The 22,776-nt window shown below is 42.4% G+C and carries 18 protein-coding genes; 5 read left to right on the top strand and 13 right to left on the bottom strand.

What is annotated here, in order from left to right:
- Positions 1-116: 116 nt before the first annotated feature.
- Together RM347_RS20265 and RM347_RS20260 are read right to left on the bottom strand one after the other, a co-directional pair.
- Positions 117-263, bottom strand: a complete 147-nt coding sequence (locus RM347_RS20265) for a hypothetical protein (RefSeq protein ID WP_322716977.1) — start codon at positions 261-263, stop codon at positions 117-119.
- An 88-nt stretch (positions 264-351) separates the two neighbouring features.
- Positions 352-456, bottom strand: coding sequence for an element excision factor XisI family protein (locus RM347_RS20260; protein WP_322716976.1), 105 nt, complete (start codon positions 454-456; stop codon positions 352-354).
- A gap of 941 nt (positions 457-1,397) precedes the next feature.
- Between RM347_RS20260 and RM347_RS20255 the strand changes: the two genes are divergently transcribed.
- Complete coding sequence (locus RM347_RS20255; RefSeq protein WP_322716975.1) at positions 1,398-1,829, top strand: hypothetical protein; 432 nt, start codon at positions 1,398-1,400, stop codon at positions 1,827-1,829.
- A 234-nt stretch (positions 1,830-2,063) separates the two neighbouring features.
- Here the strand turns inward: RM347_RS20255 and RM347_RS20250 are convergent, their stop codons facing one another.
- From RM347_RS20250 to RM347_RS20240, 3 genes are all read right to left on the bottom strand, one after another.
- Positions 2,064-2,801: an SDR family oxidoreductase gene (locus RM347_RS20250; RefSeq protein ID WP_322639641.1), complete on the bottom strand. Its 738-nt coding sequence runs from the start codon at positions 2,799-2,801 to the stop codon at positions 2,064-2,066.
- Positions 2,802-2,966: 165 nt separating this feature from the next.
- Positions 2,967-3,611, bottom strand: a complete 645-nt coding sequence (locus RM347_RS20245; protein ID WP_322716974.1) for an HAD-IA family hydrolase — start codon at positions 3,609-3,611, stop codon at positions 2,967-2,969.
- 208 nt (positions 3,612-3,819) lie between these two features.
- Positions 3,820-5,013: an NAD(P)/FAD-dependent oxidoreductase gene (locus RM347_RS20240; RefSeq protein WP_322716973.1), complete on the bottom strand. Its 1,194-nt coding sequence runs from the start codon at positions 5,011-5,013 to the stop codon at positions 3,820-3,822.
- A 193-nt stretch (positions 5,014-5,206) separates the two neighbouring features.
- Here RM347_RS20240 and RM347_RS20235 point away from each other — a divergent pair, with 193 nt between their 5' ends.
- Positions 5,207-5,830 (top strand): 4Fe-4S single cluster domain-containing protein, encoded by a 624-nt coding sequence (locus tag RM347_RS20235; RefSeq protein ID WP_322716972.1) that lies wholly within the window; start codon positions 5,207-5,209, stop codon positions 5,828-5,830.
- A gap of 203 nt (positions 5,831-6,033) precedes the next feature.
- Here RM347_RS20235 and RM347_RS20230 read toward each other — a convergent pair whose 3' ends face one another.
- The 3 genes from RM347_RS20230 to RM347_RS20220 form a co-directional block, all read right to left on the bottom strand.
- The gene (locus tag RM347_RS20230) at positions 6,034-7,608 is read right to left on the bottom strand and encodes an AAA-like domain-containing protein (RefSeq protein WP_322716971.1); all 1,575 of its coding nucleotides are present in this window, start codon (positions 7,606-7,608) and stop codon (positions 6,034-6,036) included.
- Between the two features lie 5 nt (positions 7,609-7,613).
- Positions 7,614-9,056, bottom strand: a complete 1,443-nt coding sequence (locus RM347_RS20225) for an AAA-like domain-containing protein (protein WP_322716970.1) — start codon at positions 9,054-9,056, stop codon at positions 7,614-7,616.
- A gap of 284 nt (positions 9,057-9,340) precedes the next feature.
- Positions 9,341-10,843: an HlyD family efflux transporter periplasmic adaptor subunit gene (locus RM347_RS20220; protein ID WP_322716969.1), complete on the bottom strand. Its 1,503-nt coding sequence runs from the start codon at positions 10,841-10,843 to the stop codon at positions 9,341-9,343.
- 56 nt (positions 10,844-10,899) lie between these two features.
- Here RM347_RS20220 and RM347_RS20215 point away from each other — a divergent pair, with 56 nt between their 5' ends.
- Positions 10,900-11,241: a hypothetical protein gene (locus RM347_RS20215; protein WP_322716968.1), complete on the top strand. Its 342-nt coding sequence runs from the start codon at positions 10,900-10,902 to the stop codon at positions 11,239-11,241.
- Positions 11,242-11,269: 28 nt separating this feature from the next.
- Here RM347_RS20215 and RM347_RS20210 read toward each other — a convergent pair whose 3' ends face one another.
- The 5 genes from RM347_RS20210 to RM347_RS20190 form a co-directional block, all read right to left on the bottom strand.
- A complete protein-coding gene (locus RM347_RS20210) occupies positions 11,270-14,212 on the bottom strand; it encodes a peptidase domain-containing ABC transporter (RefSeq protein ID WP_322716967.1) in 2,943 nt (980 codons plus the stop codon).
- Between the two features lie 26 nt (positions 14,213-14,238).
- Entirely contained in the window at positions 14,239-15,060 is an 822-nt protein-coding gene (locus RM347_RS20205) for a peptidylprolyl isomerase (protein WP_322716966.1), read from the bottom strand.
- A gap of 156 nt (positions 15,061-15,216) precedes the next feature.
- Complete coding sequence (locus RM347_RS20200) at positions 15,217-15,978, bottom strand: PPC domain-containing protein (RefSeq protein ID WP_322716965.1); 762 nt, start codon at positions 15,976-15,978, stop codon at positions 15,217-15,219.
- An 813-nt stretch (positions 15,979-16,791) separates the two neighbouring features.
- On the bottom strand, positions 16,792-17,532 hold the full coding sequence (locus tag RM347_RS20195) for a PPC domain-containing protein (protein WP_322716964.1): 741 nt from the start codon (positions 17,530-17,532) through the stop codon (positions 16,792-16,794).
- A 205-nt stretch (positions 17,533-17,737) separates the two neighbouring features.
- Positions 17,738-18,499: a PPC domain-containing protein gene (locus tag RM347_RS20190; RefSeq protein WP_322716963.1), complete on the bottom strand. Its 762-nt coding sequence runs from the start codon at positions 18,497-18,499 to the stop codon at positions 17,738-17,740.
- A gap of 501 nt (positions 18,500-19,000) precedes the next feature.
- On the opposite strand from RM347_RS20190, the gene RM347_RS20185 reads away from it, so the two are divergent.
- Both RM347_RS20185 and ptsP read left to right on the top strand, forming a co-directional pair.
- On the top strand, positions 19,001-20,197 hold the full coding sequence (locus RM347_RS20185; protein ID WP_322716962.1) for a hypothetical protein: 1,197 nt from the start codon (positions 19,001-19,003) through the stop codon (positions 20,195-20,197).
- 62 nt (positions 20,198-20,259) lie between these two features.
- The gene (gene ptsP, locus RM347_RS20180; protein WP_322716961.1) at positions 20,260-22,776 is read left to right on the top strand and encodes a phosphoenolpyruvate--protein phosphotransferase; all 2,517 of its coding nucleotides are present in this window, start codon (positions 20,260-20,262) and stop codon (positions 22,774-22,776) included.

Genomic DNA, 22,776 nt, shown 5'->3' with positions numbered 1-22,776 from the left:
GCTAACGCGTAGCGTCTCCAAGAGTTGTCGTTCGCGCTAGCGTCTCCAAAGGAGAAGGGCACAATCACGATTGGTACAATATTTTCTGGAAATATCCTAAATAGATTTTTTTAAGTCTAGGGGCGATCGCATAGGTTGAAATGATACCCGCCTTTCAATAGGGTTCGGTTAGGGCAGGAGACGCGATAAATCGCCGTCTCTACAAAGGGCTTATTATTGTAAAGACGGCGATTTATCGCGTCTTTGTGATCTATAATTTTCATCAAAAAATCTTATCCGAAGTGTATTGACCCACCTTTGACTTAATGAAAATTGAACTAGCGATCGCTACTCATCAATCAATATTTAAACCTAACCTACAGCAAACTCAGTATCAGAGCGCACTCTAGCAGGTTGAAAACCTAAAACTATATCTTCATGTGGTACACCTAATTTTAACGCGTTTAACTTGCTCATGATACAAATCTTTTGCCATATTATTAGGTTGTGTTGAGAAACTCGAGCGATCGCTAATAAATCACGGCACTAGAACATTTTAGCTAAAATTTGACGGACTCAAAACCTTCAGCACGATAAGCTTGACGGCATAGCTACGCTTACCGCCATGCAGAAAAAACCTATGCTGTATGGCATTCGCTATTATCCCAATTACAAAATTGCGATGTCTACGACGGGCTACGCCTACGCGGTCTAAAGCATATAGAAAATCACAAAGTTGAAGAATACCCGTATTAACGTGTGAATAATTTTAATTAGTGTCAATTTGATTTCACTTTTCATAAAAGCAATGGAAGTACTTCAAAACGATATTTGAGTACTTCAAAACGATATTTGAGTACTTCAACACGATATTTGGGTACTTCAAAACGATATTTGGGTACTTCAACACGATATTTGGGTACTTCAAAACGATATTTGGGTACTTCAACACGATATTTGGGTACTTCAAAACGATATTTGAGTACTTCAACACGATATTTGGGTACTTCAAAACGATATTTGGGTACTTCAACACGATATTTGGGTACTTCAAAACGATATTTGGGTACTTCAAAACGATATTTGGGTACTTCAACACGATATTTGGGTACTTCAACACCAATACGGTTTAGTTACAGCACATTTCAGGTAAATGAAGTACATATATAAAACCCAAAACCTTGTAGAGACGTAGCACTGCTAAGTCTCTAAGTATATTTGATATTCTTCTTATAAAATTTTTTATACAAATAATTTTAAAGATTTCAAGTGAAATTGGGGAATAAATATCAGATTTTACCGTAAACTTCACTTTAGTTTTGGTGGTTTTTACTCAGGGGGAGAAGAATGGCAAATAGCTAAAGTGGAATCACAAGTCTGTACTAGTTTTCATATAAGTTTTTGCAAGAGAGGGATTCATGGCGCGACTGAAACGCAGTTCTCTGGTATTAGATAAAGCAACGCTACGAATATCGGGGATGAGATCGATTAGCGAAACGCTTGAGTTTAGCGATAGCTTAAATTTAGCGGAGTATGAAAAGCGGATTCAAACCTTGCAAACGAAGCTATCGAGCTACAACACAATGCTTTCCACAATTGATGAAGCGGTAGGGCAGATTGAATTGCTAGAGCAGGATTTGAGAAGCTACTCGGAAAAAATGTTAATGAGTGTGGCGACGCACTACGGTAAGAACAGTTTACAGTATATACAGGCAGGGGGTAAACCACGCAAGAGTAGTAAGCGATCCGTGGGGAAGACTGCGCCAAAAACGACGATCGCAGTAGTGATGACACCAAATACAGAGAAAGCAACAACAAATGGTGATGGCACGAAGGTGTTGGTAAAGTAAGGAAATTAGTTGATCGGTGCGATCGTCCGGCTCTTTTTTAGCCGAGCGATCGCCACAAACAATAGACTTCTTGCATAAGTCGGGAAAAGGGAAAGGGGGAAAGGGAAAAAGGGAAAGAAAAAACCTTTAACCCTTCCCCTTTAACCTTTTCCCAAAACCCGATTCCGGATTAAAAATGCACAAAACGAGAAGTATTGGGTTTAATCGTGTCTTATGTCTTTTGTGAACCTAAACCTAAAGTTCTTGACGTGTTGGACGGATGATCATTTCGTTCACATCAACATCATCGGGTTGCTCAATGGCGTATGCAATAGCCCGGGCGATCGCATCTGCATCAATGGCGATCGCATAGAGTTGATCAATTCCTGCTGCTGTGTCTTTATCGGTAATCGTGGTAGTCAGTTCAGTGGCAACGGCTCCTGGTGAGATATTAGTCGAACGGATTTCGCCGTTTGACTCTAGTCGTAACCCTTCAGAGATTGCTCGCACTGCGTACTTGGTAGCACAGTAGACTGCTGATCCCGGAAACACCTTATGTCCAGCGACAGACGATAGGTTAATAACGTGACCAGACTTTTGCTGACGCATAATCGGCAACACAGCAGCAATCCCATACAGAACGCCCTTGATGTTAACATCAATCATCCGCTCCCACTCCTCCACCTTTACTTGCTCAAGGCGAGAGAGAGGCATCAAGCCGGCATTATTAATTAGCACGTCGATCCGGCTGTATGTACTTAAAGTTTCCTTCGCCAAGGCTTCTACTTCTGAGCGATTTGTTACATCTGTTACTCGATAGGTTGCAGTCCCTCCTGATTTAGCGATCTCTGCAACCAAATCTTTGAGCCGATCATCGCGGCGGGCGGCCAGCATCAGTTTGGCTCCACTAGCAGCAAGTCGCTTTGCAGTCGCCTCACCTAAACCACTGCTGGCTCCAGTGATGATTATCACTTTGTTTTGAATAAGAGACATATTGATTAATCTGGATTATGAAATATTGGGTGCTATTTTATGCAACCATATCAACTAGCTTGTAGCTAGATCAACGTTTTTGTCCCGGCAGCGTCACTAATCCAAACTGCTATCATCACACCGTTTGAGTTCTGTCCCGTTAAAAATCGCTAAAGTATCTCCTTATTAACCACGATTGATCCAAACGCCTCTGAGTCCAGCTGCTTTAGCTGCATGATAGTCTTCCACAATGCTATCGCCAATATGCCATGCTGCCTCTGGGGAACATTTATGTTTATCTAAGGCAATAGCAAAAATTTGAGGATCGGGTTTAGCTGCACGTACCTGGGTAGAAATGGTGACAGAGGTAAAAAACTCTCTCAATCCCAAACTTTGCAATACTGAGTAAATCCGAGAATCAAAATTGGACAACACCCCCAAGGTAACTCCCAACCGCCGCCAGTTGATTAAAGCTGGTAAAACATCGGGATAGACAAACCACGGTTCACCAGTGCCAAAGTGGATGTAAAGTTCGCTAAAGAAAGCCGAAAAGTCAGAAAATTCCTTGAGAACACCCGCATCTTCAAAAGTGTTCAGCGCAATTATCCGCCACCAATCAAACTCGCGCTGGGGAATATCTTGTACTTCTGCATCTAGAAATATCGGCGGCGGCGCTGCTTTAAAACTTTTGATGAAGGCTGTATTCAATGTTTCGGCTGAAACTGTAACGCCAAATTCCTGGGCTATTTGACTATAAACTTCGCCCACACTACCTTTGACATCGAAGAGTGTACCCACAGCATCTAAAAAAATAACTTTCGGTTGTTCCATCAAAGTTTGAAAATTTTGAATGTAGAATTTTAGATTTTGACTTGTTAAAGAGCTTCTGTGGGTAGAGTCTAGCATTTGCTAAGTAGGTTGGCGAAAATCAAGCAAATTATCGTAAATGTGTTGGTTCTTTACCAACGCCCAATGACGCCAGTCGCCTCAAGTCGGCAGAGCCGCCCACGGCGCAGGCTTCCCAATGCCCAACCTTAAGTTACCGAGTAAGTGTTTCTATGATCGGACGGACTAGCCAATTAAAACCAACTTTAAGCTGATGATCTAAAGATGGCAGCCGATATAAATAGGTAATCCGACGAGCAACGTATGCCAAGGGCCCATCTAGTTTAATTCCCAAACTAGTGAGAGTGGCATTGTTTATTCCTAGTGCCATCATTTCTCCTAACTGTTGATAGCGGAAGGGAAGGAGGGGTCGATTAGTCAGACTTGCCCAGATATTCCAAGCAGTATAATCAGCTTGTTGAAAAGCCGCTAATGCACTAGCGGGGACTTGCTGTCCTTCAGCATCATGACAGTCTGCTAAATCTCCCAAGGCAAAGATTTCTGGATGATCAAAGACTTGCAGGTTGGATGTAGTGCTGATTTGACCACGCTGGTTTTGCTTGAAGGGAAGAGATTTCACTACGGGCGCAACCCTAGTTCCCACAGTCCAAATTACCAAATCTACGGGAATCGTGTCTAACTGGTTTTTGTACTCTAGGGAAATGCTATTTTGCTCTATTGATTCCACTTTGGTTTCTAAATCAAGAAACACGCCACGGGCATCTAAAGCTTTCTTTGCCGCTTCTCGGTTAAACTCTGGGGAAGTTCGCAAAATTTGGTCGGCAATTTCAACGAGCCGAAAGCGTCCTCTTTCCCCTAGTCTATCGGCTAACTTACAGGCTAACTCTACACCACTGTAGCCAGCCCCAACGATCGCTACCCGAATTTTATCAGCATCCGATTCTTCTAAAAATCGCAGGCGTTCTTCCAGACGATAGGCATGAGAGATTGTGCGGAATGGGTAGGCGTAGGCTGTCGCACCAGGTACTAAATCTAGGGGTGTCTCACCTCCTAACGCCAGCACTAATCGGTCGTAAGGGATTTCGGGCCCTTCTTGTATATTTACTTGTTGCTGGTCGATGTCAATTCCAGACACAACTCCTTGATAAAAACGCACCCCTGTGCCTTGGAAAAGTTCTTCAAACGGTGGGGCTATTTCCCAGGTTTGCAGTTCACCAGTGAGTAATTCGTAAAGTAAAGGAGAGAATAGGAAGCGATCGCTTTGATCCACCAGAACAATTTCGGGTTTTTGCGTAGATTCCCAAGGTAACTGGCTTAAGCGCAAGGCTGTGTAGAGACCACCAAAGCCTCCGCCAAGGATACAAATTCTAGAAGTTTGTTGAGTCATCGATTCTATCTATGGGACGGTCAATGCTAGCTGGGCAACTAACTTCAGTCTAGTAAGTTAAAGCGAACTTTTCAAAATCCCATAAAGTTTTTGAGGGATTAGTCATTTATCAGGAGTCATTAGTCACCGTTATATAACTGGAGATTCGCTATAGTTAACGGTTAACAGACAACGGCTAAAAGGAGTTAAAGAGATGGAAATTAAGCCAACTGACCCATCGCTAGCACTCATGGAAATTCCCCCTGGCTATCTCAACATTATGGGTTACGTTGATCAGTCAGAAGTTAATGGCCCTGGTTGTCGTGCAGTCATCTGGGTACAAGGTTGTCTTCGTGAGTGTCCTGGCTGCTTTAATACTAACTCCTGGTCATTTGAGGCTAACCAATTGATTGCTGTTGATACGCTTGCCGAGAATATTCTCAGTAATCCCCGCAATATGGGTGTAACGTTCTCTGGTGGAGAACCCTTTTGGCAAGCAACTGCACTAGCGTCTTTAGCTCGGAAGGTAAAAGCTGCTGGCTTAAATGTAATGTCTTTTACTGGTTTCACTCTCAAGCAGCTACAGTCCCAATCCGCACCACCAGGTTCCCAAGCATTGTTAGAACAACTTGATATCTTGATTGACGGGCCTTTTGTACAATCTCTGGCAATTAATTCTCCCAACTCTCCAGTTTCTTCTAGTAATCAACGCGTTCATGTGTTCAATCCAGCTTTCCAAGACCAGATTACCTGGGCTAGTGACCAGATAGAAGTCCACGTCCTCAAGGATGGTAGCCGCATTGTCACTGGCTATCAAGGTGGGCTGGAACTAACGTAGAGGTGCGGGGGCAGAGGCAATACTGCTGGGGTTTTGGATTTTAAACTGTAATTTGGTTTGGGGAAAAGGTTAAAGGGTAAAGGTTAAAAGTTAAAGGTTTTTTCTTTCCCCTTTCCCTTTTACCCAAAACCCGACAAGTCAAAAGTGCAAAATCACCCAGCACTACTGAGTTAATTTGGATGCAGCACAATTTTGTGTTCGGTTCAAGGTTGATCTAGTAATTGCTTTGAGGTCACTGAGCAGTGCTTTTTATACTCGAAAGTCACCATCCCTAATCCTAAAACAACTATCAATGCCCAACCAAATGCACCTAGAAAAAATAATCTTTGAAATCTAGCTGCTTTTTGCTCTTGAACTAGTCGAGCTTTAACTTCTTTAGTTCGTTCTGCTTCTAACCATGTCTCAACTTCTCGCCGATCAAATTCTTGGCTAGCTGCTAAAAACTGATAATCCAAATCACTCAAACTTTTGCCTTGTGACCAAGCTAGAGCTTCATGTAAGGCTGTTCCACGCAATAGCCGGGAATTATCACAATGTCCTGAGGCGACCCAAGCATTGAATGCTTGGGAGTAAGGTCGCAATTTTGCTAATTGTTTTTCTAGCCAAGTTTGGTTGAAAACCTCTTCATAAATCCGGTTCTTCACTATTAGTTGGCCTTGGCACTTGGTCACCAACCCCGACAACAGCAGTTCTATTTGCTCCTCTCCATCATCACTAGCTATCTGAATCCCTTGTAAAATTTGCTGGTACATTCCCAGTAAACCTCCAGCACGCTGCTCATTTCTCAGCAAGCGATCGCGGATTGTTTTCAAATGCTCTGGATCGTCTTTTGCTTCCCATTTCTCAATAATATGGGTTTGCACTAGTTTTTCTAAAATTAATAAGGGAAATTGGTAGTAAAAATTTATCAGATGTTGATTAATAATGGGTAAATGGTTATCCAATTTATAACGCTCATCAACTTCTAAGCTTCTGTGATCTTGAACATCTTTGCTTCCACAGTTTCTTTCTTGCACGACTATCTGACAGAGCTTTTGAGTCAGAAATGGCTGACCATTTGTCCAAGCCAAAATATCTTTGAGAACTGCCATCGGATTAGCTACTTTACTTTCTAACCCTGCTGCTAATGGCTGAACTTCCGATAAGTTAAAGCCGTGTAGTTCAATAGATTTACCGATATTAAATGGGGTACAGTTGCGATCGGCAATCAAATCTGAAGGTGTTGCTACTCCAAACAGCGCCCAAGTTAGGCGGTTATATTCTGGATTTTCTGCTCGTTGATTGTAGCACGAACGAATTAGAGTAAAAAAATCGACAACAGGGAAATTCAAACCTAAAACACTATCAATTTCATCAATAAAAATAAATATTTTTTCAGCTTTTAGTTCAACTAACAAAATGTCTTCGACAAACTGACTCAATCGCTGTAATGCAGGTAAATCTTCACGCTCCGACCACCAGGCTTTGATATTAACTTTGCTAAAGAGATTAAAGCTTCTTAATAAGTCAACTACTATGCCTTTATACCACTGAGCAGGAGTAATATTGCCGTTGCCGATCCGAGTCATGTCGATAGAAGCACAACTGTAGCCTGCTTGTTCTAATCGATGCCTCGTTTGTAACCGCAAGCTAGATTTACCCATCTGTCGAGAGCTAAATACATAACAAAATTCACCTTGGATGAGAGCATTGTAAAGTTCAAAGTCAGCCTGCCGTTCTACATAGCTAGGTGCATCGACTTTGAGACTACCGCCAATTTGATATTCGTATTTATTCATAGCGTTTAGGTTAATTGCTCTTGGAAATATAGCTGATATAACTCACAGCTAGGCATTGCCTGATTTCCTTCAAGTTTTACCAAACCCATACTTTCTAATTTATAGGCAGCGATCGCTTCTAATTGCACACTTGTTGGAGAGGTAACTACCCGTTTGAGTGCGATCGCTAATTCGGGATGTTCTTGAAGATTGGCTAGATGATGCCGTAAATAGTTGCTATAGATGCCGGCAATTGTGGGAGCTTCTTGTAGTAGCTGCTCTAGAGTTACTGTTTGATGTCCCAGGTTATAAAGAGCCAGACGAGCTAGATAGGGATGACCACCAATCATTGCTAGTAGAGGAGCCAGCTTTTCCAATCCTTTCTCACCCTTGGCCCAATCCAATCCATGACGCACCGCCAATTCTTGCATCTGCTCTAAACTAAATTCTGGTAACTTAATCGGTAGTCCCACATTGAAAGGGGATTGATTAATATCTAATGGGATATAAGCTTCAGTGGCATGAACTACTACTAATCGGAGTTTTTGCCAGATTTCTAATTCGGAAGCATCCTCATACCAAGAGCGTAGTAATGGGAGAAAATCCCTAGAGATTTCTGGATACTCGAAAATTCGATTCACTTCATCCAAAGCTAAAACTACCGGAGCGTCGATTTTCTCTAGCAAATACTCCTGTAAATACAATGTGCAGCTAACTTTGCTGCCAATATCTTCATCCCAATAATCATCGAGTCTGATCTCTAGGTTCAACTGCCGACTGACGTTAGCACAAAACCAGCGTAAGAATTTTTCCAAGCTAGTGAAAACTTGACTATCTGCTCTCTGTAAACCGATCTGTACGGTGTGTACCCCAGTCTGTTTAGCATGAGTAAGAATTCTGTGCATTAGGGACGTTTTTCCCATTTTGCTGGGGGCTTTGATTCTGATTAAGCTTCCAGGTTTGTTGATTTCTGTATATGCGCGTTCTTCAATTGGCGGACGCTCTATATAAAAAAAGGAATTGAGCGGCACTGAACCACCAGGAATCTCTAATAAATCGGGATTAAGGACTGGGGTTTTTCTCTCGTCTTGCTTTTCAATCACCAAAGAAGACGCTGATATCCCATCTTTGACTCTGCTTGTTGGCTGAGACTGTCTCAAGACTGTTGGTACAGTTTGTAGTTTTTCTGACAAAACGCTATTTTGCGTAGGCAAAGCCTGCCGGAGGCTTCGCCGTCTCAATACTGAGCGAAAATTACTTTTTGTCACCTCCTCCCCAAAAGCCTGTGAAAGTAACTTCCATAACTTAGAACCAACATCTTTTATATAATTGGCATCATAACCACAGCTTTCGGCGATATCTGGATAAGTTTGCCCTTCCCAAGCTTGACGAAATATTATTTCTTGAACATCACTTAAGCCATGTTCAAGAAATGTATCTAAAATTACTAGCGCTTCTTCTATATTCATTTGTAAAAAAAATAAAGTTTGTTTTAAATAAGACTTTAGCGGAATTTTTCATATTTTTTTCCTTATTTACTTAAATTTAAACAGTTAGCTTTATTTCATTTGCCGTTCTCAGGTATAAAAAATGCCACAATCTGCCTAACTTATTACGTCTGTTTATGATTCTTTTGTGATCCGTTGCTGCCAATGCTCTCAAAAGTTTTAATTTCAAAAGCTGTATTTTATAGGGAAGGGAGAAAATTCAAAGCCTCTCCCCTTCTAGGGGAGAGGTTTTCCAATCTTGTTGTTCAGCGCAGAGACTTTAAGCTTTCAGTCTTTTGTACTAAGAAATCAGTGAAGATACTCATAATGGTGCGCTGACGTAATTTCACATTAGCATCAATGGACATCCCTGATTGCAATGGAATTTGACGCTGATTAATCAGTAACTTCTGCCCATGTAGGCGGACTTTTGCGGAAAAACGCCAGAAATTATAAACTTGGTCTGGAGGTAGGGCATCAGAGCCAATCTCAACTAGTTCGCCTTTGATATCACCATACTCTTGGAAGGGAAAGGAATCAATTCTTACATCCACTGGTTGCCCTTCTTTGACAAAGCCGATGTCGCGGTTGGTGATGTATACGTTAGCAACCAAGTTATCACTAGGAACGAGTTTCAAAAGTGGTTCGCTGGAATTAACTACAAATCCTGCTGTTTTGGCTTTGAGTTCAAAGACGGTTCCATCTACTGGTGCAGTAATTTTCTGATATTTCAGGGTTTGTTCTGCCTGAGTTAACTTACTATCAATCTCTCCAATCTGACCGTTAATTTCATAGAGGCGTTTCTGATTATCTACAATTACCTTGGTTAATTGGCTGTCAATTCCGGCTATGTTTTTGTCGTTATCTGTAATTTTGGCTAGTAAGTCTTCTTGAGACACAGCCGCAGTATTGCGAAGTTTTTCATTTGATTGTGCGATCGCTAATTGTAATCGCTGCTGTTCCCGATTCAATCGGATCACTTCTGCTTGTTTGGTGCTGACATCCTGCTGCTGTTTCAAGTATTGCACCTGGGAAATCGCCCCCTGCTGTGCTAGAGGTTCAAACCTGCGAAGAATTTGTTGATTAATTGTCAGCAACTCTTTAGCGCTAGTTAATTCCGCCTGAGTCTGGAAAAATTGCTGTTGCGTCTGTCCTGTTTCTAAATTAGCTGTGGCTAAACGCGATTCTAATTCTATTTGGCGATTTCGCAAGCGTAACTGTTGCTCTCTTGTGAGAGTATTTCCAGCAGTCGCACCATTTAACTGTGTCCGGTACAACTGGTTTTCGGCAATAATGGCTGCTCGACTCTTGGTCAAAAAGGCTAATTCTGGTTTAATTTTCAACAGAGCAGTTTGCTGTGCCACTTGTTGTAGTGATATGCTCCCTTGAAGCTGACGGCGATAGAAGTCATTTTCTTGCTCTAGCGCCTGTTTGGCAAGCAATTGAGCAGCGCGACTTTGTTTCAATGAAGTTAACTCCGCCTCAGAAGTAGTTTTTTCTAGAGTAATGAGTGTTTCACCTTTTTTGACTCGCTGACCATCTTTGACTAGAATCTCGTTGACAACACCATGAACCGGAGCCTGAATTTCTTTGACTGCACCCTGTGGTTCTAACTTGCCAGTAGCATGAATTGATTCATCAATTTGGAAGACTGAGGCCCAGATTACTGTGAAGGTGCTAACTCCAACAATAGTCCAAGCGATCGCTCGTGACCAAGTAGGTGTCTGTTGTAAAAGTACTGGTTGATCGAATTTATATTGAATATTCATAATAAATGGGGAATGGGGAATGGGGCATTGGGCATTGAGGAGTGCAGAGAGACGCGATGAATCGCGTCTGTACAAGAGTTAGAAATGCTAAGGTGCAATTTCCGAGTTCAGAGGCTCAACGTTCGAGCAAAAAGGTGCAACTTCCGAGTTCAAAGGCTCAACGTTCAAGCAAAAAGGTGCAACTTCCGAGTTCAGAGGCTCAACGTTCAAGCAAAAAGGCTCAACTTCCGAGTTCAAAGGCTCAACGTTCAAGCAAAAAAGCTCAACTTCCGAGTTCAAAGGCTCAACGTTCAAGCAAAAAGGTGCAACTTCCGAGTTTAAAGGCTGAAGTATCGAGTTTTAAGCTTGAAGTTTCATTATTTAAAGTTGAAACAATAGTATTTACGGCTGACAAATGACAAATGACAAATGACTAATGACAAATGACTAAACTTTCGCTTCTTGTTGCTGATACAAACAGTAGTAATAACCTTTGAGCGCCATCAATTCTTCATGAGTTCCCTGTTCTACCACAGCACCTTGATCCATCATCAGAATGACATCGGCATTGCGAATTGTGCTGAGGCGGTGAGTAATGAAAAATACTGTCTTACCTTGAAAAGTTGTCGCCAAGTTCCGGCAAACTTGGGCTTCGGCATTGTAATCTAAGGCACTTGTAGCTTCATCGAGAATCAGTAATTGCGGATTTTGTAGAACAGTACGAGCGATCGCTACTCGTTGGCGTTGTCCCCCAGACAGTCCTGAACCTCTCTCGCCGACACGGGTGTTATAACCACTGGGTAAAGACATAATAAAGTCGTGGGCAAATGCTACCTTGGCGGCGGTAATAATTTCCTCATCGCTAGCATCAGGATATCCCAAGGCAATGTTTTCACGGACTGTCCCATCAAACAGGAGGGTATCTTGTAGCACCATCCCAATTTGACGACGTAAGGAATAAAGTTCCACCTTACTGATATCGTAGCCATCAATCAAGATTTTGCCGGACTTGGGTTCGTAAAGCCGAGGTAATAATTTTAGCAGTGTGCTTTTACCGGAACCGCTTTGACCAACAATTCCGATAAAGGAGCCAGTCGGAAAATCTAAGTTAATATTGCACAGTTGCATCGGCCCATGTTCGCGGAAACTGAAGCTGAGATTTTCAAACCTGACACTACCTTGAATACTGGGCATAAGGATATTTTGACAGTTGCCGATTTCTGTTTCTTGGGGAGTGTCTAAAATATCAGCAAGGCGTTGCAGAGATAGAGCGGTTTCTTGGAAGTTCTGCCAAAGTTGCATCAGGCGTAACAAGGGACTGGTGACATAACCAGCCAGGATGCGAAAGGCGATGAGTTGTCCTAAAGTGAGTTGTTGATTGAGGACGAGAAAAGCTCCTACCCACAGCACTAGCATACTAGAAAACTTGTTGAGAAAACTGCTAACAGAACTGGCGGTAGTTTGGGTAGAGACGGTTTTGAAACCTGCGCTAATGTAACGAGCATAGCGTTCTTGCCATTGCCAACGCGATCGCATTTCTAAATTTTGCGCCTTGACTGTCTGCATTCCCCCCATTACTTCCACTAGGTAAGATTGCGTTTCGGCATTGCACTCAGCTTTCTCTTGTAATTGTCGCCGCATCAAAGGTGATACCATCAAGTTGAGCAAGGCAAATAGCGGTACTGTTGCCAAAGCAACTAATGTCAACACTGGGCTGTAAATTGCCATTACTACGATGTAGACCACTGAAAATACAGCATCCATCACCACAGTTAAAGCTGTACCAGTCAAGAAAGAACGGATGTTTTCCAACTCGTGAATTCGCGTTGCCAATTCCCCCACAGGACGGCGTTCAAAATAAGATAATGGCAGACGCAACAGGTGATTAATCACCTCAGAACCAAGGATGAGGTCAATCCGGTTGCTGGTATCTGTAAATAAATGAGTGCGGACACTGGTGAGTATTGCTTCGATGACTGCTACTACCAGCAAAAAGATGCCGAAAACTTCCAGGGTATCAGGACTGTTGCCAACCAGTACTTTGTCAATAATCACCTGTGTGGCGAGAGGATTTACCAACCCAAACAGTTGGATAACAATGGAAGCGACTAGTACTTCAATTAGTACTTTGCGATAGCGCCGCAGTGAAGGTACAAACCAACTCAAACTAAACCGCGCCTTGGGAGTATTTTTGGTGGTTTGTAGCAGCAGGACTTCTCCTTCAGCCCCCCAGTTTTCCGCAAAGTCTCGTAATTTGTAGCGCAGTAGCCCCATCTCTGGAACGGCAATGAGTAACTCTTGATTGCTATTTTTGTAGATGATGGCAAAACTATCTTGCCAAGAAATCATGACTGGTAATTGCAAGCGTCCGACTGCGGTGGCGGGAACTTTCACCATTTGTGTTGTCAACCCCATCAACTCGGCGGCGGCGGCGCAAAATTGCAGAGATATAATGCCCTTCTGTTCGTGCTGCTTTGTCAACACCCGCCGCAGTGTATCTTTGCGCCAGGAGATGTTAAAGTATTGGCTCAACATTTGGAAGCAAGCTAGTGTTGCATCCAGCGGCCCTCTACCTTTGATATAAGGAAACTTCTTTTGTTTACCCTTAACTGCTGGTTCTTCTGTGACAGTAATTTCTGAGGCGTAGGGAATCTCTGCGGGTAAAAGTGTTTTTAGTATAGGAGGGGCGAGATTTTCTCCAAGTATTGATTTGGGCAATCCCACCAGGCGCATATTTGTATTAAATTTCAGCTTGGGGTTGAGTTCATCTAACTCTAAGCGACTACCCACAGGGAACTCAGCATCAAAATTACTGCTGACTAACCACAAAAATTCTGAATTTAACTGCTGGTGGAAGACTTTGCGTGCAGGGATTGTTCGGATGATAGCAACTTCAGTTGCAGCCTGGGCAAGCTTAATTACATTCTTGCTCCCATCTGCACGACGGCTGAGTTCTTCGGTGAGCAGTTCATACACTTCTAAAAGAGTGATTTCATTTTGCAACGCTTGGACAAAAGCCTCTTCCTGCTTGAGTAACGCTAGAAAACCAGCAATAGGTAGATTAATAGTGATAACTTCAGTAGAAGCGATCGCAGTTTCACAAGCAATACCCCGCACATGACTTACCCAACCCAAAACCTCTCCTGATGAGAGTAACTTCAGTGTCGCCGGATTTTGTCCTTGGGAATTGTAGGCTAATAAACGCGCTTGTCCTTGGTAGATAATGCTAATCTGATCGGGCATCGCTTCCCTTGCTACTATTACCTGCCCGATGCGGTAGCGGAAAAATTGCACTTTGTTGAGCAAATTTTCTAAAACATTTGACGACAGATAATTAAAAGGAAACAGTTCAGCAATAAATTCTTGAATATCAACGATTGTATTTGTCATGTTCTTGCACCCGATTTTAATAATTTCTAGGCAGCGTTCGCTTCTTGAACCTGTGCTGGTTTAGTGTTGATTCCCATCCAGGTTTTTTCTTCTGGTGATAGTTGACTTAGTTGCTGTTGAAACCAAGTTTCAAAATTCTCTTGTAGCAATCGTTGGCGCATAAAATTGTCCAACTGTGCGCTGATAAACTTTTCCACACGGACAATCACCCATGAGTCTCCAAAGAGTACGGGTGCTTGAACTATACCCACTTGACTTGTGCAAAGTAACTGAGCAAAATTGGGAGTGATTGTACCAAGTTCTACTGGGCCGACGATCCCATTTGTATCAGCTTCTGGCCCTTGAGAATATTCACGTGCTAGTTCAGAAAATGATTGTTCTCCTTCTGTAATTCGGAAGAATAGCTCGTTAGCAGTTCCTCTGCTATCAGTCCGAATTAAAGAATAAATGACTTTATCAAAATGCCTTTTGTATTTAAGGAAGTAAGATTCTAGTTGATGTCCCCAAGTTATTTGCTTAAACTTTTCTACTCTGAGCTTTCGGGTGGCAAAAAGTTCTAATTGTTCTTGAGTCAAACCGTAACGTAAGCACCAATCTTGGATTTTTTGCTCGGTTGTCAAATCCCAATGCTGATAAAATTGCTCTAGAGCCTGAGTTGTTTCGGCTTGTGTGCAGGTAATTGGTGCGTTGGCGTAGCCCGTCGTAGACATCGCTAATTCGATAATCCTCTGAGATAACAATTGCGGTATCAGATTGTAACTAGCCAAAAAGGGAATAATTTCTGGTGGTAAGAGAAGACTGCCGCTACGCTCGTCGTAGATATCGCCTAGTTGTAATGTTTTATTCATAGTTTGTGCAAATATTTGATCCGTGCAGAGATAAATTTAGAAATGCAAGCGGTAAAGTTCAGGTATGGATTTGTACCGCTTGCATAATTTACATACCCTTGAAAGCATTGCCGTACAAAACTTTCAAGTACTACTCATCACTACCAATGCCTAAACTTAAGCAAAGGGGGTAGTGAAGTGGTCAAAAGTCACCTTGTAATTAGTGTTGCCGCTGAATTCAGTGACTTGCAAAAAGTAGTCACCAGATAGATTAATGTTAGAAATCAGTTCTGAAGTAATACCGCTCTTAGTAGAGCTTGCAATTTCCTCTCCGGCATCAACGATACGATTATTGTTAAAGTCTCGAATCAGCCGAATGTCAGCATCAGTGCTTAATCCGTCTAATTTAATGTTGACACCCTCAAAAGTTCCCAAAGAGAAGCTGTAAACATCAGCAGTGTTAGTGTTACTGATGTTACCAAAACGTGTGACATCACCTGATAAGTTACCAAGTACAAATTCCTTTGGTAGAAGGTTACTGAAACTAGCTGAAAGCGGAAAAGTTCCAGAGGGTGCAGTCGCAGACAAGGCTAAATCGTAACCGACAGTGCCTGAACTACCTGGAGCAAAGCGAGAGACTTCAGCAAAAAAAGTACCTGAGCTAGTTTTAAAGTTAATCGCATCATCTTGGTTGCTTCCTCGATTGGAAACAAGTCCAGAAATTCGGTCAAAGTTGTCTAGTACACCATTATTGTTAGCATCTCGAAACAATCGGATGTCGGCATCATCGCCAGCGCTAATATCTGTCAGAGACAGGTTGATGTTTTTGCCACTAGTGATTTTGAACTGAAAGACATCTGTTGGGTCTGTTGTACTTAAAGTGAAGTTACTCTTAACAACAGGAGTGCTACCGAGTGTACCAAGATTGAAAAGTGCCATTTTTTTTGTCCTTTAGATATTGATTGTGATCTGGTCAAGTTCAGATTAAGTTGTGATTTGCACAGAGGTAAATTTCCGATTAAATGGACATTTACTGGAATGTAGCGGCTTAGATTCTGATGAAAATAAAGAAAACTTATTATTTTCAATAGAGCCTTAGCTGTTTGGTTTTGTGCTCGCCGTGTTCCGAACCTGTTGTTTAACCATGAATCTAAATTAAGCTGTTTCTTCAATAAACACAGCATGAAAAAGACTTCTATAGTTAGGGGTTTGAAAGTAATATTTCAGATGCTTTGTATTGTTTAGTCATAAAAAGTCTTATAATTCACCATTCGCCTAATCGAGAACGAGTTTCATGAAATCAGGGATGTGTGAAGCAATAGGCACAAGCTTGTGTCAGGCGATCGTTTTGGCAAATCCTTAGTCACACAAAAAAATTGTTGTATAGACCTGCCTTAAAAATAGATACAAAAAAACCTCTGAGTTACCAGAGGTTTCTTATAGTTAATAGGATATTTCTAGTTGTTACACCTTCACCTCATCGGCAAGCCCCATCGCATCGGTTAAAGTGAAATGGGCCGGCAATAGAAAGAACTCTACAGACCTTCATCTGTGTTCACATCTCTTCCCTGGTGTAAACTGAAAAAATTTTAGGTCGATTTTGTTGAAATATTTGATAAGTGCAGCTATAATTTATGCAATAAAGCGGTAAAGTTCAGGTATAACTCTCTGCCGCTTGCATCATTTGCATACCCTTGAAAGCATTGCCGTACAATACTTTCAAGCACTACTCACCACTTCCGATGCTTAAACTTAAGCAAAGGGGGTGGTGAACTGGTCAAAACTCAAAGTGTAGTTAGTGCTACCTTTAAATTGATCGACCTGTAAGAAGTATTCACCAGCATCGTTAATATTGGAAATGATATCTGAGGTAATACCGCCCTTAATAGAGCGGGCAATTTCCTCCCCTGCCTCAACTCTGCCATTGTGATTAAAATCCCGAATTAGTCGGATATCTGCATCATTGCTCAGTCCACTCAATGTGATGTTGACACCCTCAAAGCTTCCTAAAGAGAAGTGGTAGACATCAGCAGTATTTTTGTCACTGATAGAACCAGTACGGGTGACATCGCCTGACAGGTTACCAAGTTCAAATTCCTTGGGCAGAAGATTGCTGAAATCGAATGTTGAATTGGGTGTCGTTGCAGACCAGTCTAAATCGTAAGTCACAGTGCCAGAACCAGAAAAGCGAGAGACTTCAGCAAAATAAGTACCTGCGCCTGCTCTCACATTAATCGAGTCATCAAAGTTGCTGATATTAAGCGAACTTGCAACCAATCCATTTGCGCGATCGGCGGCGTCTAATACACCGTTACCGTTAACGTCTCGAAAAAGTCTCAGGTCGGAATCATCACCAGCGCTAATCTCGTTAAGAGATAAGTTGACATTTCTGGTACTGCTGAGTTGGAACTGATAAACATCAGTAGGGCTTGGTGTTTCAAAAGAAAAGTGAGAAGGAGTGCTAGAGAGAGTACCAAGATTGAAATTAGTCATTTTTTTGTTTTTTCGGTGTAAATAATAATTTGGTTAAAGCAAGATCAGTTTTAGTTCAGTCAAGATGTATTTTTATTGTCTAGAGTGTGGAATAAAAGCGGCAAAGTTCAGGTATGATTCTCTGCCGCTTACATCATTTGCATACCCTTGAAAGCATTGCCGTACAAAACTTTCAAGTACCACTCATCACTGCCAATGCCTAAACTTAAGCAAAGGGAGTAGTGAAGTGGTCAAAAGTCGCAACGTAGTTAGTTGCACCAGTGAATTCAGTCACCTGCAAGAAGTAGTCACCAGATTGATTAATGTTAGAAATCAGTTCTGAAGTAATACCTGCATTATTAGAGCTTGCAATTACCTCGCCTGCATCAACGATGCGATTGTTGTTCAAGTCTCGAACCAGCCGGATATCAGCATCGGTGCTTAATCCGTTCAATTTAATGTTGACACCCTCAAAGGTTCCCAAAGAGAAGCTGTAAACATCAGTAGTGTTAGTGTTATTGACGTTGCCTAAACGAGTGACATCACCTGACAAGTTACCAAGTACAAATTCCTTAGGTAGAAGGTTGCTGGAACTAGATGAAATCGGTAAAGTTCCAGCCGGTGCAGTTGCAGACAAGGCTAAATCGTAACTAACACTGCCTGAGCTACCTGGAGCAAAGCGAGAGACTTCCGCAAAAAAAGTACCTGAGCTAGTTTTAAAGTTAATCGCATCATCTTGGTTGCTTCCGCGATTGGAAACGAGTCCAGAAATTCGGTCAAAGTTGTCTAGTACACCGTTATTGTTAGCATCGCGAAACAGCCGGATGTCGGCATCATCACCAGCGCTGATGTCTGTCAGAGACAGGTTGATATTTTTGCCACTGGTGATTTTGAACTGAAAGACATCTGTGGGTTCAGATGCACTTAAATTAAAGTTATTTCTGATTACAGGAGTGCTACCGAGTGTACCAAGATTGTAAAGTGTCATTTTTTTGTCCTTTAGGTGTTGATTTTGAACTGGTCAAGTTCAGATTAAGTTGTGGTTTGCACAGATGTAAACTCCGATTTAACTCGAGATTTACTGGAATTTAGTGGCTGATAGTTTGATGAAAATAAATATTATTTATTATTTTCAATAGAGCCTTAGCTGTTTGGTTTTGTGCAAGCCGTGTTCCGAACCTGTTGTTTAACCATGAATCTAAATTAAACTGTTTCTTCAAGAAATACAGCATGAAAAAGACTTCTATAGTTAGGTGTTTGTTAAAGTCAATTCCAAGTGCTTTGTATTGTTTAGTCATAAAAAGTCTGATTGGAGGTCAAATTCAGGAGGCAGGAGGGTGACTTCCTGGCTTAGGCATCCAGTTAGGATTCAGGAGTAACCCATTCACTCTTATTTTGTGGATGCGATGTCTACGACGGGCTATGCCTACGCAACTTATTAGCCTTAAAGTGGTAACGACACTTTTTGTGCAATTGCGGTCAAGCGACGATGAATGTTCTAATCAATTTCTTGCTTTTTTTGCTGCCGATTCTGAGCAGCTTTTGGATTGCCCAAACTTTCAACCCTCTATCTTCTTATCAGCCTCTCCAGACTGTAGACGGTGCAGCTTTATATAAAAAACAATTACCGAATGGTAACGAAGCCTATTTACAAGTTATTGATCTCCGCAAAATGCACATAGACCAAATTACTGGAGAGGTAGATAATATGGGTCTAAATGAGGGTAAGTATTATAAAGGAGAAGGTGGCCATTACAGCCCTTTTTTCCAAAATAAGTTGTTTTCTGAAGTTGCAGACGAATATAAAAAACTTTACGAAAACAACGTTTTTTCGATGATTAATTGTTCTTTTTTTGAGCAATATCAATCTAGTACTCAATTATCCTTTCCCATTAAACTCAATGGTGTAGTGATCACTGGTGGCACTAGCCCTTATGGTCCAATCAAGGAACCAAAAGATAAATTTTATAGTAATATTCGCCTCAAGACATTAGTCTGGGATGATAAGCAGGCATACATTACCGATTACGACCAGGTTAGTGGTGCGCCTCTTAACCAAAAAGCAGTGAAGAATGCGATCGTTACTTACCGATACAGCGATCATCCAGCGAAAGTATTAGCGCAAAACCAAGCGAATAAGTATCAAGTCATTGGTACTCTGAACAAAGATGGTGTTAAGGGTGACGAGCTTTTGTTGATTATGACGGTGAACCAAGCAACTCTGGATGAGGCAGCCGATTTATTACGTAAATTAGGAGTCAAAGGCGATATTATTACTGTTGACGGCGGCAGATCAACTTATTTGTTCAATTCGCAGAATGGAAACATTATTGTTCCCCAACTGTCTAATCTGCAAGAAAATCCAACTTTCCGACACCTACCTCATTATCTGGGATTCCGTAAGAAAAGCAAAAATCAGGTTGCACCAAAAATCTCCATCAGTCAGCCAGTTGTTAAAGTACTTCCAAAGAAGGATCAGCCTTATTTAATATTGTGGCGGGATAATTTTGACGGCGATGTCTCGATTAAGTTGTACGATGGAAGCAAACTTATCCAAAACATTTCTTCCCGTACTGCTAGCGATGGAGTTTATGAGTGGACACCACGTATTTCCGTAAAAGAAGGCTATTTTGTTCGCATTTCTAGCTGGAAAGACCGGAAGGTTTTCGGGCAGTTGCAATTGTAGCAGAATGGGAAAAATGAAATGGATAACTAGCTAAACGCAAACCTCTCAACAAGGTTGACGGTGTGGCCGCGATCGCAATTGTTATCGTTTCTCACAGTAAACAACTAGCTTTGGGTGTGCGGGAACTCGCCGCGCAGATGGTTCAGGGCCAAGTTCCCATTGCTGTTGCAGCAGGTATTGAAGATCCTGAAAATCCATTGGGTACAGATCCCATCCAGGTTTATGAAGCGATCGCTTCTGTTTTTTCTGATGATGGTGTTTTGGTGTTAATGGATTTGGGTAGTGCTTTGCTGAGTGCAGAAATGGCAATCGAGTTTCTCCCAGAAGCACAGCAGCAAAAAGTTCATTTGTGTGAAGCACCTCTAGTTGAGGGCGCGATCGCTGCTGTGGTAGCGGCGGCTGCTGGTAGAGATATTCACCAAGTTATGGCGGAAGCACGCGGCGCACTCCTAGCAAAAGCAACTCAATTGGGTGTAGTTAGTAGGCCGTTGTCACTTGTCACCCCAACAACAACCAATATAGAATCACCAACGCGAGAAATCCGGCTGATTGTGAGCAATCGCTTAGGATTACACGCTCGTCCCGCAGCGCAGTTTGTGGCAACCGCAGCCCGGTTTCAATCCCAAATTCTGGTGCAGAATTTAACTAGGAATACTCAGCTAGTTAGGGGTGAGAGTATTAACCAAGTCACAACTTTAGGGGTGCGTCAAGGGCACGAACTACTGATTACTGCTACTGGCTCAGATGCAGATGAAGCGCTGGCAGCATTACAGGCATTATTCGCAAATAATTTTGGTGAAGATCATGTTGTCTTAAATTCTCCACCAGCATTTCACCATGAAGTTACCCCACCAATTCATGGTGAACTTTCAGGAATTGCAGCTTCTCCAGGAGTAGCGATCGCACCTGTTGTTCATTATCAACCCACCCACATTGCTATTACGCAATACCACGTAGATGATGTTGATGCAGAGTGGCAACGATTACAGGCGGCAATTAACACCGCCCGACAAGAAATTCAAGCGGTTTTCTCACAAGCATCTCTGCAAATTGGTGACGCTGAAGCCGCCATCTTTGACGCCCAACTATTATTTTTAGAAGATCCAGTACTGTTGGAAGCGGCTAAAGAGCGCATCTTAGAACACCATATAAATGGTGAAGCCGCTTGGCAAGCCGTAGTAGATGAAGTAGCGACTTCCTACCGCACACTTGAAGATTCTTATCTGCAAGAGCGAGTTGAGGATGTTGTGGATGTCGGGCAAAGAGTGCTGCGATTACTAGCTGGGAATCCTTCTGCTAATTTGCATCTTGAGGAACCTGCAATTTTGGTGGCGACTGATTTAAGCCCGTCAGATACTGCTGGATTAGATCCTACTAAGGTGTTGGGTATTTGTACTACTTCTGGTAGCGCCACTTCCCACAGCGCAATTATCGCCCGGACATTAGGTATTCCCGCAGTTTTGGGAGTAGATGCCCAAGTGTTGCACTTGGCAGATGGTACACTGATGGCACTTGATGGTGAAAGTGGCAGAGCTTGGGTAGAACCAGAATCACATATCCTGGATTTACTGGCAGCAAAGCAGGAAGCTTGGCGAACTGCCCAACAGGAAGCACGAGCTACGGCACACCAGCCAGCAATTACTCTTGATGGTCGGCAAGTTAGTGTCTTCGCCAACATTGGTAGTATAAGTGATGTCCAAGTTGCTGTGGCTAACGGTGCAGAAGGCGTGGGATTACTCCGCACCGAATTTCTCTATCTCGACCGGACAAGCGCCCCCACTGAAGAAGAACAACTAGCAGTGTATCAGGCGATCGCCCAAGTTTTAGATAATCGTCCGCTAATTATTCGTACCTTAGATGTCGGTGGTGATAAGCCACTTCCTTATCTCAGAGTAGGATTTCCAGAAGCTAACCCTTTCTTAGGTTGGCGGGGAATTCGTTTTTGTTTAGATCGTGTGGATTTGTTCAAAACTCAGTTACGGGCAATTTTGAGAGCCAGTGTAGGACACCAAATTAAGATCATGTTGCCGATGATTGCTACTGTGACAGAGGTACGTGCAGCTAAAGCAATTTTGGGTGAAGTGCAGACTGAATTAAATCAAGCTGGTATTCCCTTTGATGCAGCGATGAAAGTAGGAATTATGGTCGAGGTACCATCAGCAGTAGCGATCGCAGATCAGTTAGCAGCTGAAGTAGACTTCTTTAGTATAGGGACTAACGATCTGAGTCAGTACGTCATGGCTAGCGATCGCACTAATCCCCGCGTGGCAAATTTGGTTGATGCCCTACATCCAGCGGTGTTGCGAATGGTGCAACAAACTATCCAAGCTGCCCATGCGGCAGGAATTTCGGTAGGATTATGTGGAGAATTGGCAGCAGATACTATAGCAACACCAATTTTATTAGGTTTAGGGCTGGATGAATTGAGTGTGAATCCTCAAAGTATACCTGGAGTGAAACAAGCGATCGCTCGATTAAGTATAGTTGAAAGTGAAGCGATCGTGGCATCAGCATTACAACAAGATTCCGCAGTTCATGTCAGAGAAATAATTTCAACTTCAATTATTCCCCCTGCATAA

The sequence above is a fragment of the Nostoc sp. ChiQUE02 genome (assembly GCF_034531305.2).
Lineage (GTDB): Bacteria > Cyanobacteriota > Cyanobacteriia > Cyanobacteriales > Nostocaceae > Nostoc.
Note: the sequence above shows the minus strand (reverse complement) of the source record. Positions and strands in the feature narration are given on the sequence as shown.

Coding starts and splice junctions, on each gene's coding strand:
- RM347_RS20265 (WP_322716977.1), bottom strand. CDS start 263: ATGAAAATTATAGATCACAAAGACGCGATAAATCGCCGTCTTTACAAT.
- RM347_RS20260 (WP_322716976.1), bottom strand. CDS start 456: ATGAGCAAGTTAAACGCGTTAAAATTAGGTGTACCACATGAAGATATA.
- RM347_RS20255 (WP_322716975.1), top strand. CDS start 1,398: ATGGCGCGACTGAAACGCAGTTCTCTGGTATTAGATAAAGCAACGCTA.
- RM347_RS20250 (WP_322639641.1), bottom strand. CDS start 2,801: ATGTCTCTTATTCAAAACAAAGTGATAATCATCACTGGAGCCAGCAGT.
- RM347_RS20245 (WP_322716974.1), bottom strand. CDS start 3,611: ATGGAACAACCGAAAGTTATTTTTTTAGATGCTGTGGGTACACTCTTC.
- RM347_RS20240 (WP_322716973.1), bottom strand. CDS start 5,013: ATGACTCAACAAACTTCTAGAATTTGTATCCTTGGCGGAGGCTTTGGT.
- RM347_RS20235 (WP_322716972.1), top strand. CDS start 5,207: ATGGAAATTAAGCCAACTGACCCATCGCTAGCACTCATGGAAATTCCC.
- RM347_RS20230 (WP_322716971.1), bottom strand. CDS start 7,608: ATGAATAAATACGAATATCAAATTGGCGGTAGTCTCAAAGTCGATGCA.
- RM347_RS20225 (WP_322716970.1), bottom strand. CDS start 9,056: ATGAATATAGAAGAAGCGCTAGTAATTTTAGATACATTTCTTGAACAT.
- RM347_RS20220 (WP_322716969.1), bottom strand. CDS start 10,843: ATGAATATTCAATATAAATTCGATCAACCAGTACTTTTACAACAGACA.
- RM347_RS20215 (WP_322716968.1), top strand. CDS start 10,900: ATGAATCGCGTCTGTACAAGAGTTAGAAATGCTAAGGTGCAATTTCCG.
- RM347_RS20210 (WP_322716967.1), bottom strand. CDS start 14,212: ATGACAAATACAATCGTTGATATTCAAGAATTTATTGCTGAACTGTTT.
- RM347_RS20205 (WP_322716966.1), bottom strand. CDS start 15,060: ATGAATAAAACATTACAACTAGGCGATATCTACGACGAGCGTAGCGGC.
- RM347_RS20200 (WP_322716965.1), bottom strand. CDS start 15,978: ATGGCACTTTTCAATCTTGGTACACTCGGTAGCACTCCTGTTGTTAAG.
- RM347_RS20195 (WP_322716964.1), bottom strand. CDS start 17,532: ATGACTAATTTCAATCTTGGTACTCTCTCTAGCACTCCTTCTCACTTT.
- RM347_RS20190 (WP_322716963.1), bottom strand. CDS start 18,499: ATGACACTTTACAATCTTGGTACACTCGGTAGCACTCCTGTAATCAGA.
- RM347_RS20185 (WP_322716962.1), top strand. CDS start 19,001: ATGAATGTTCTAATCAATTTCTTGCTTTTTTTGCTGCCGATTCTGAGC.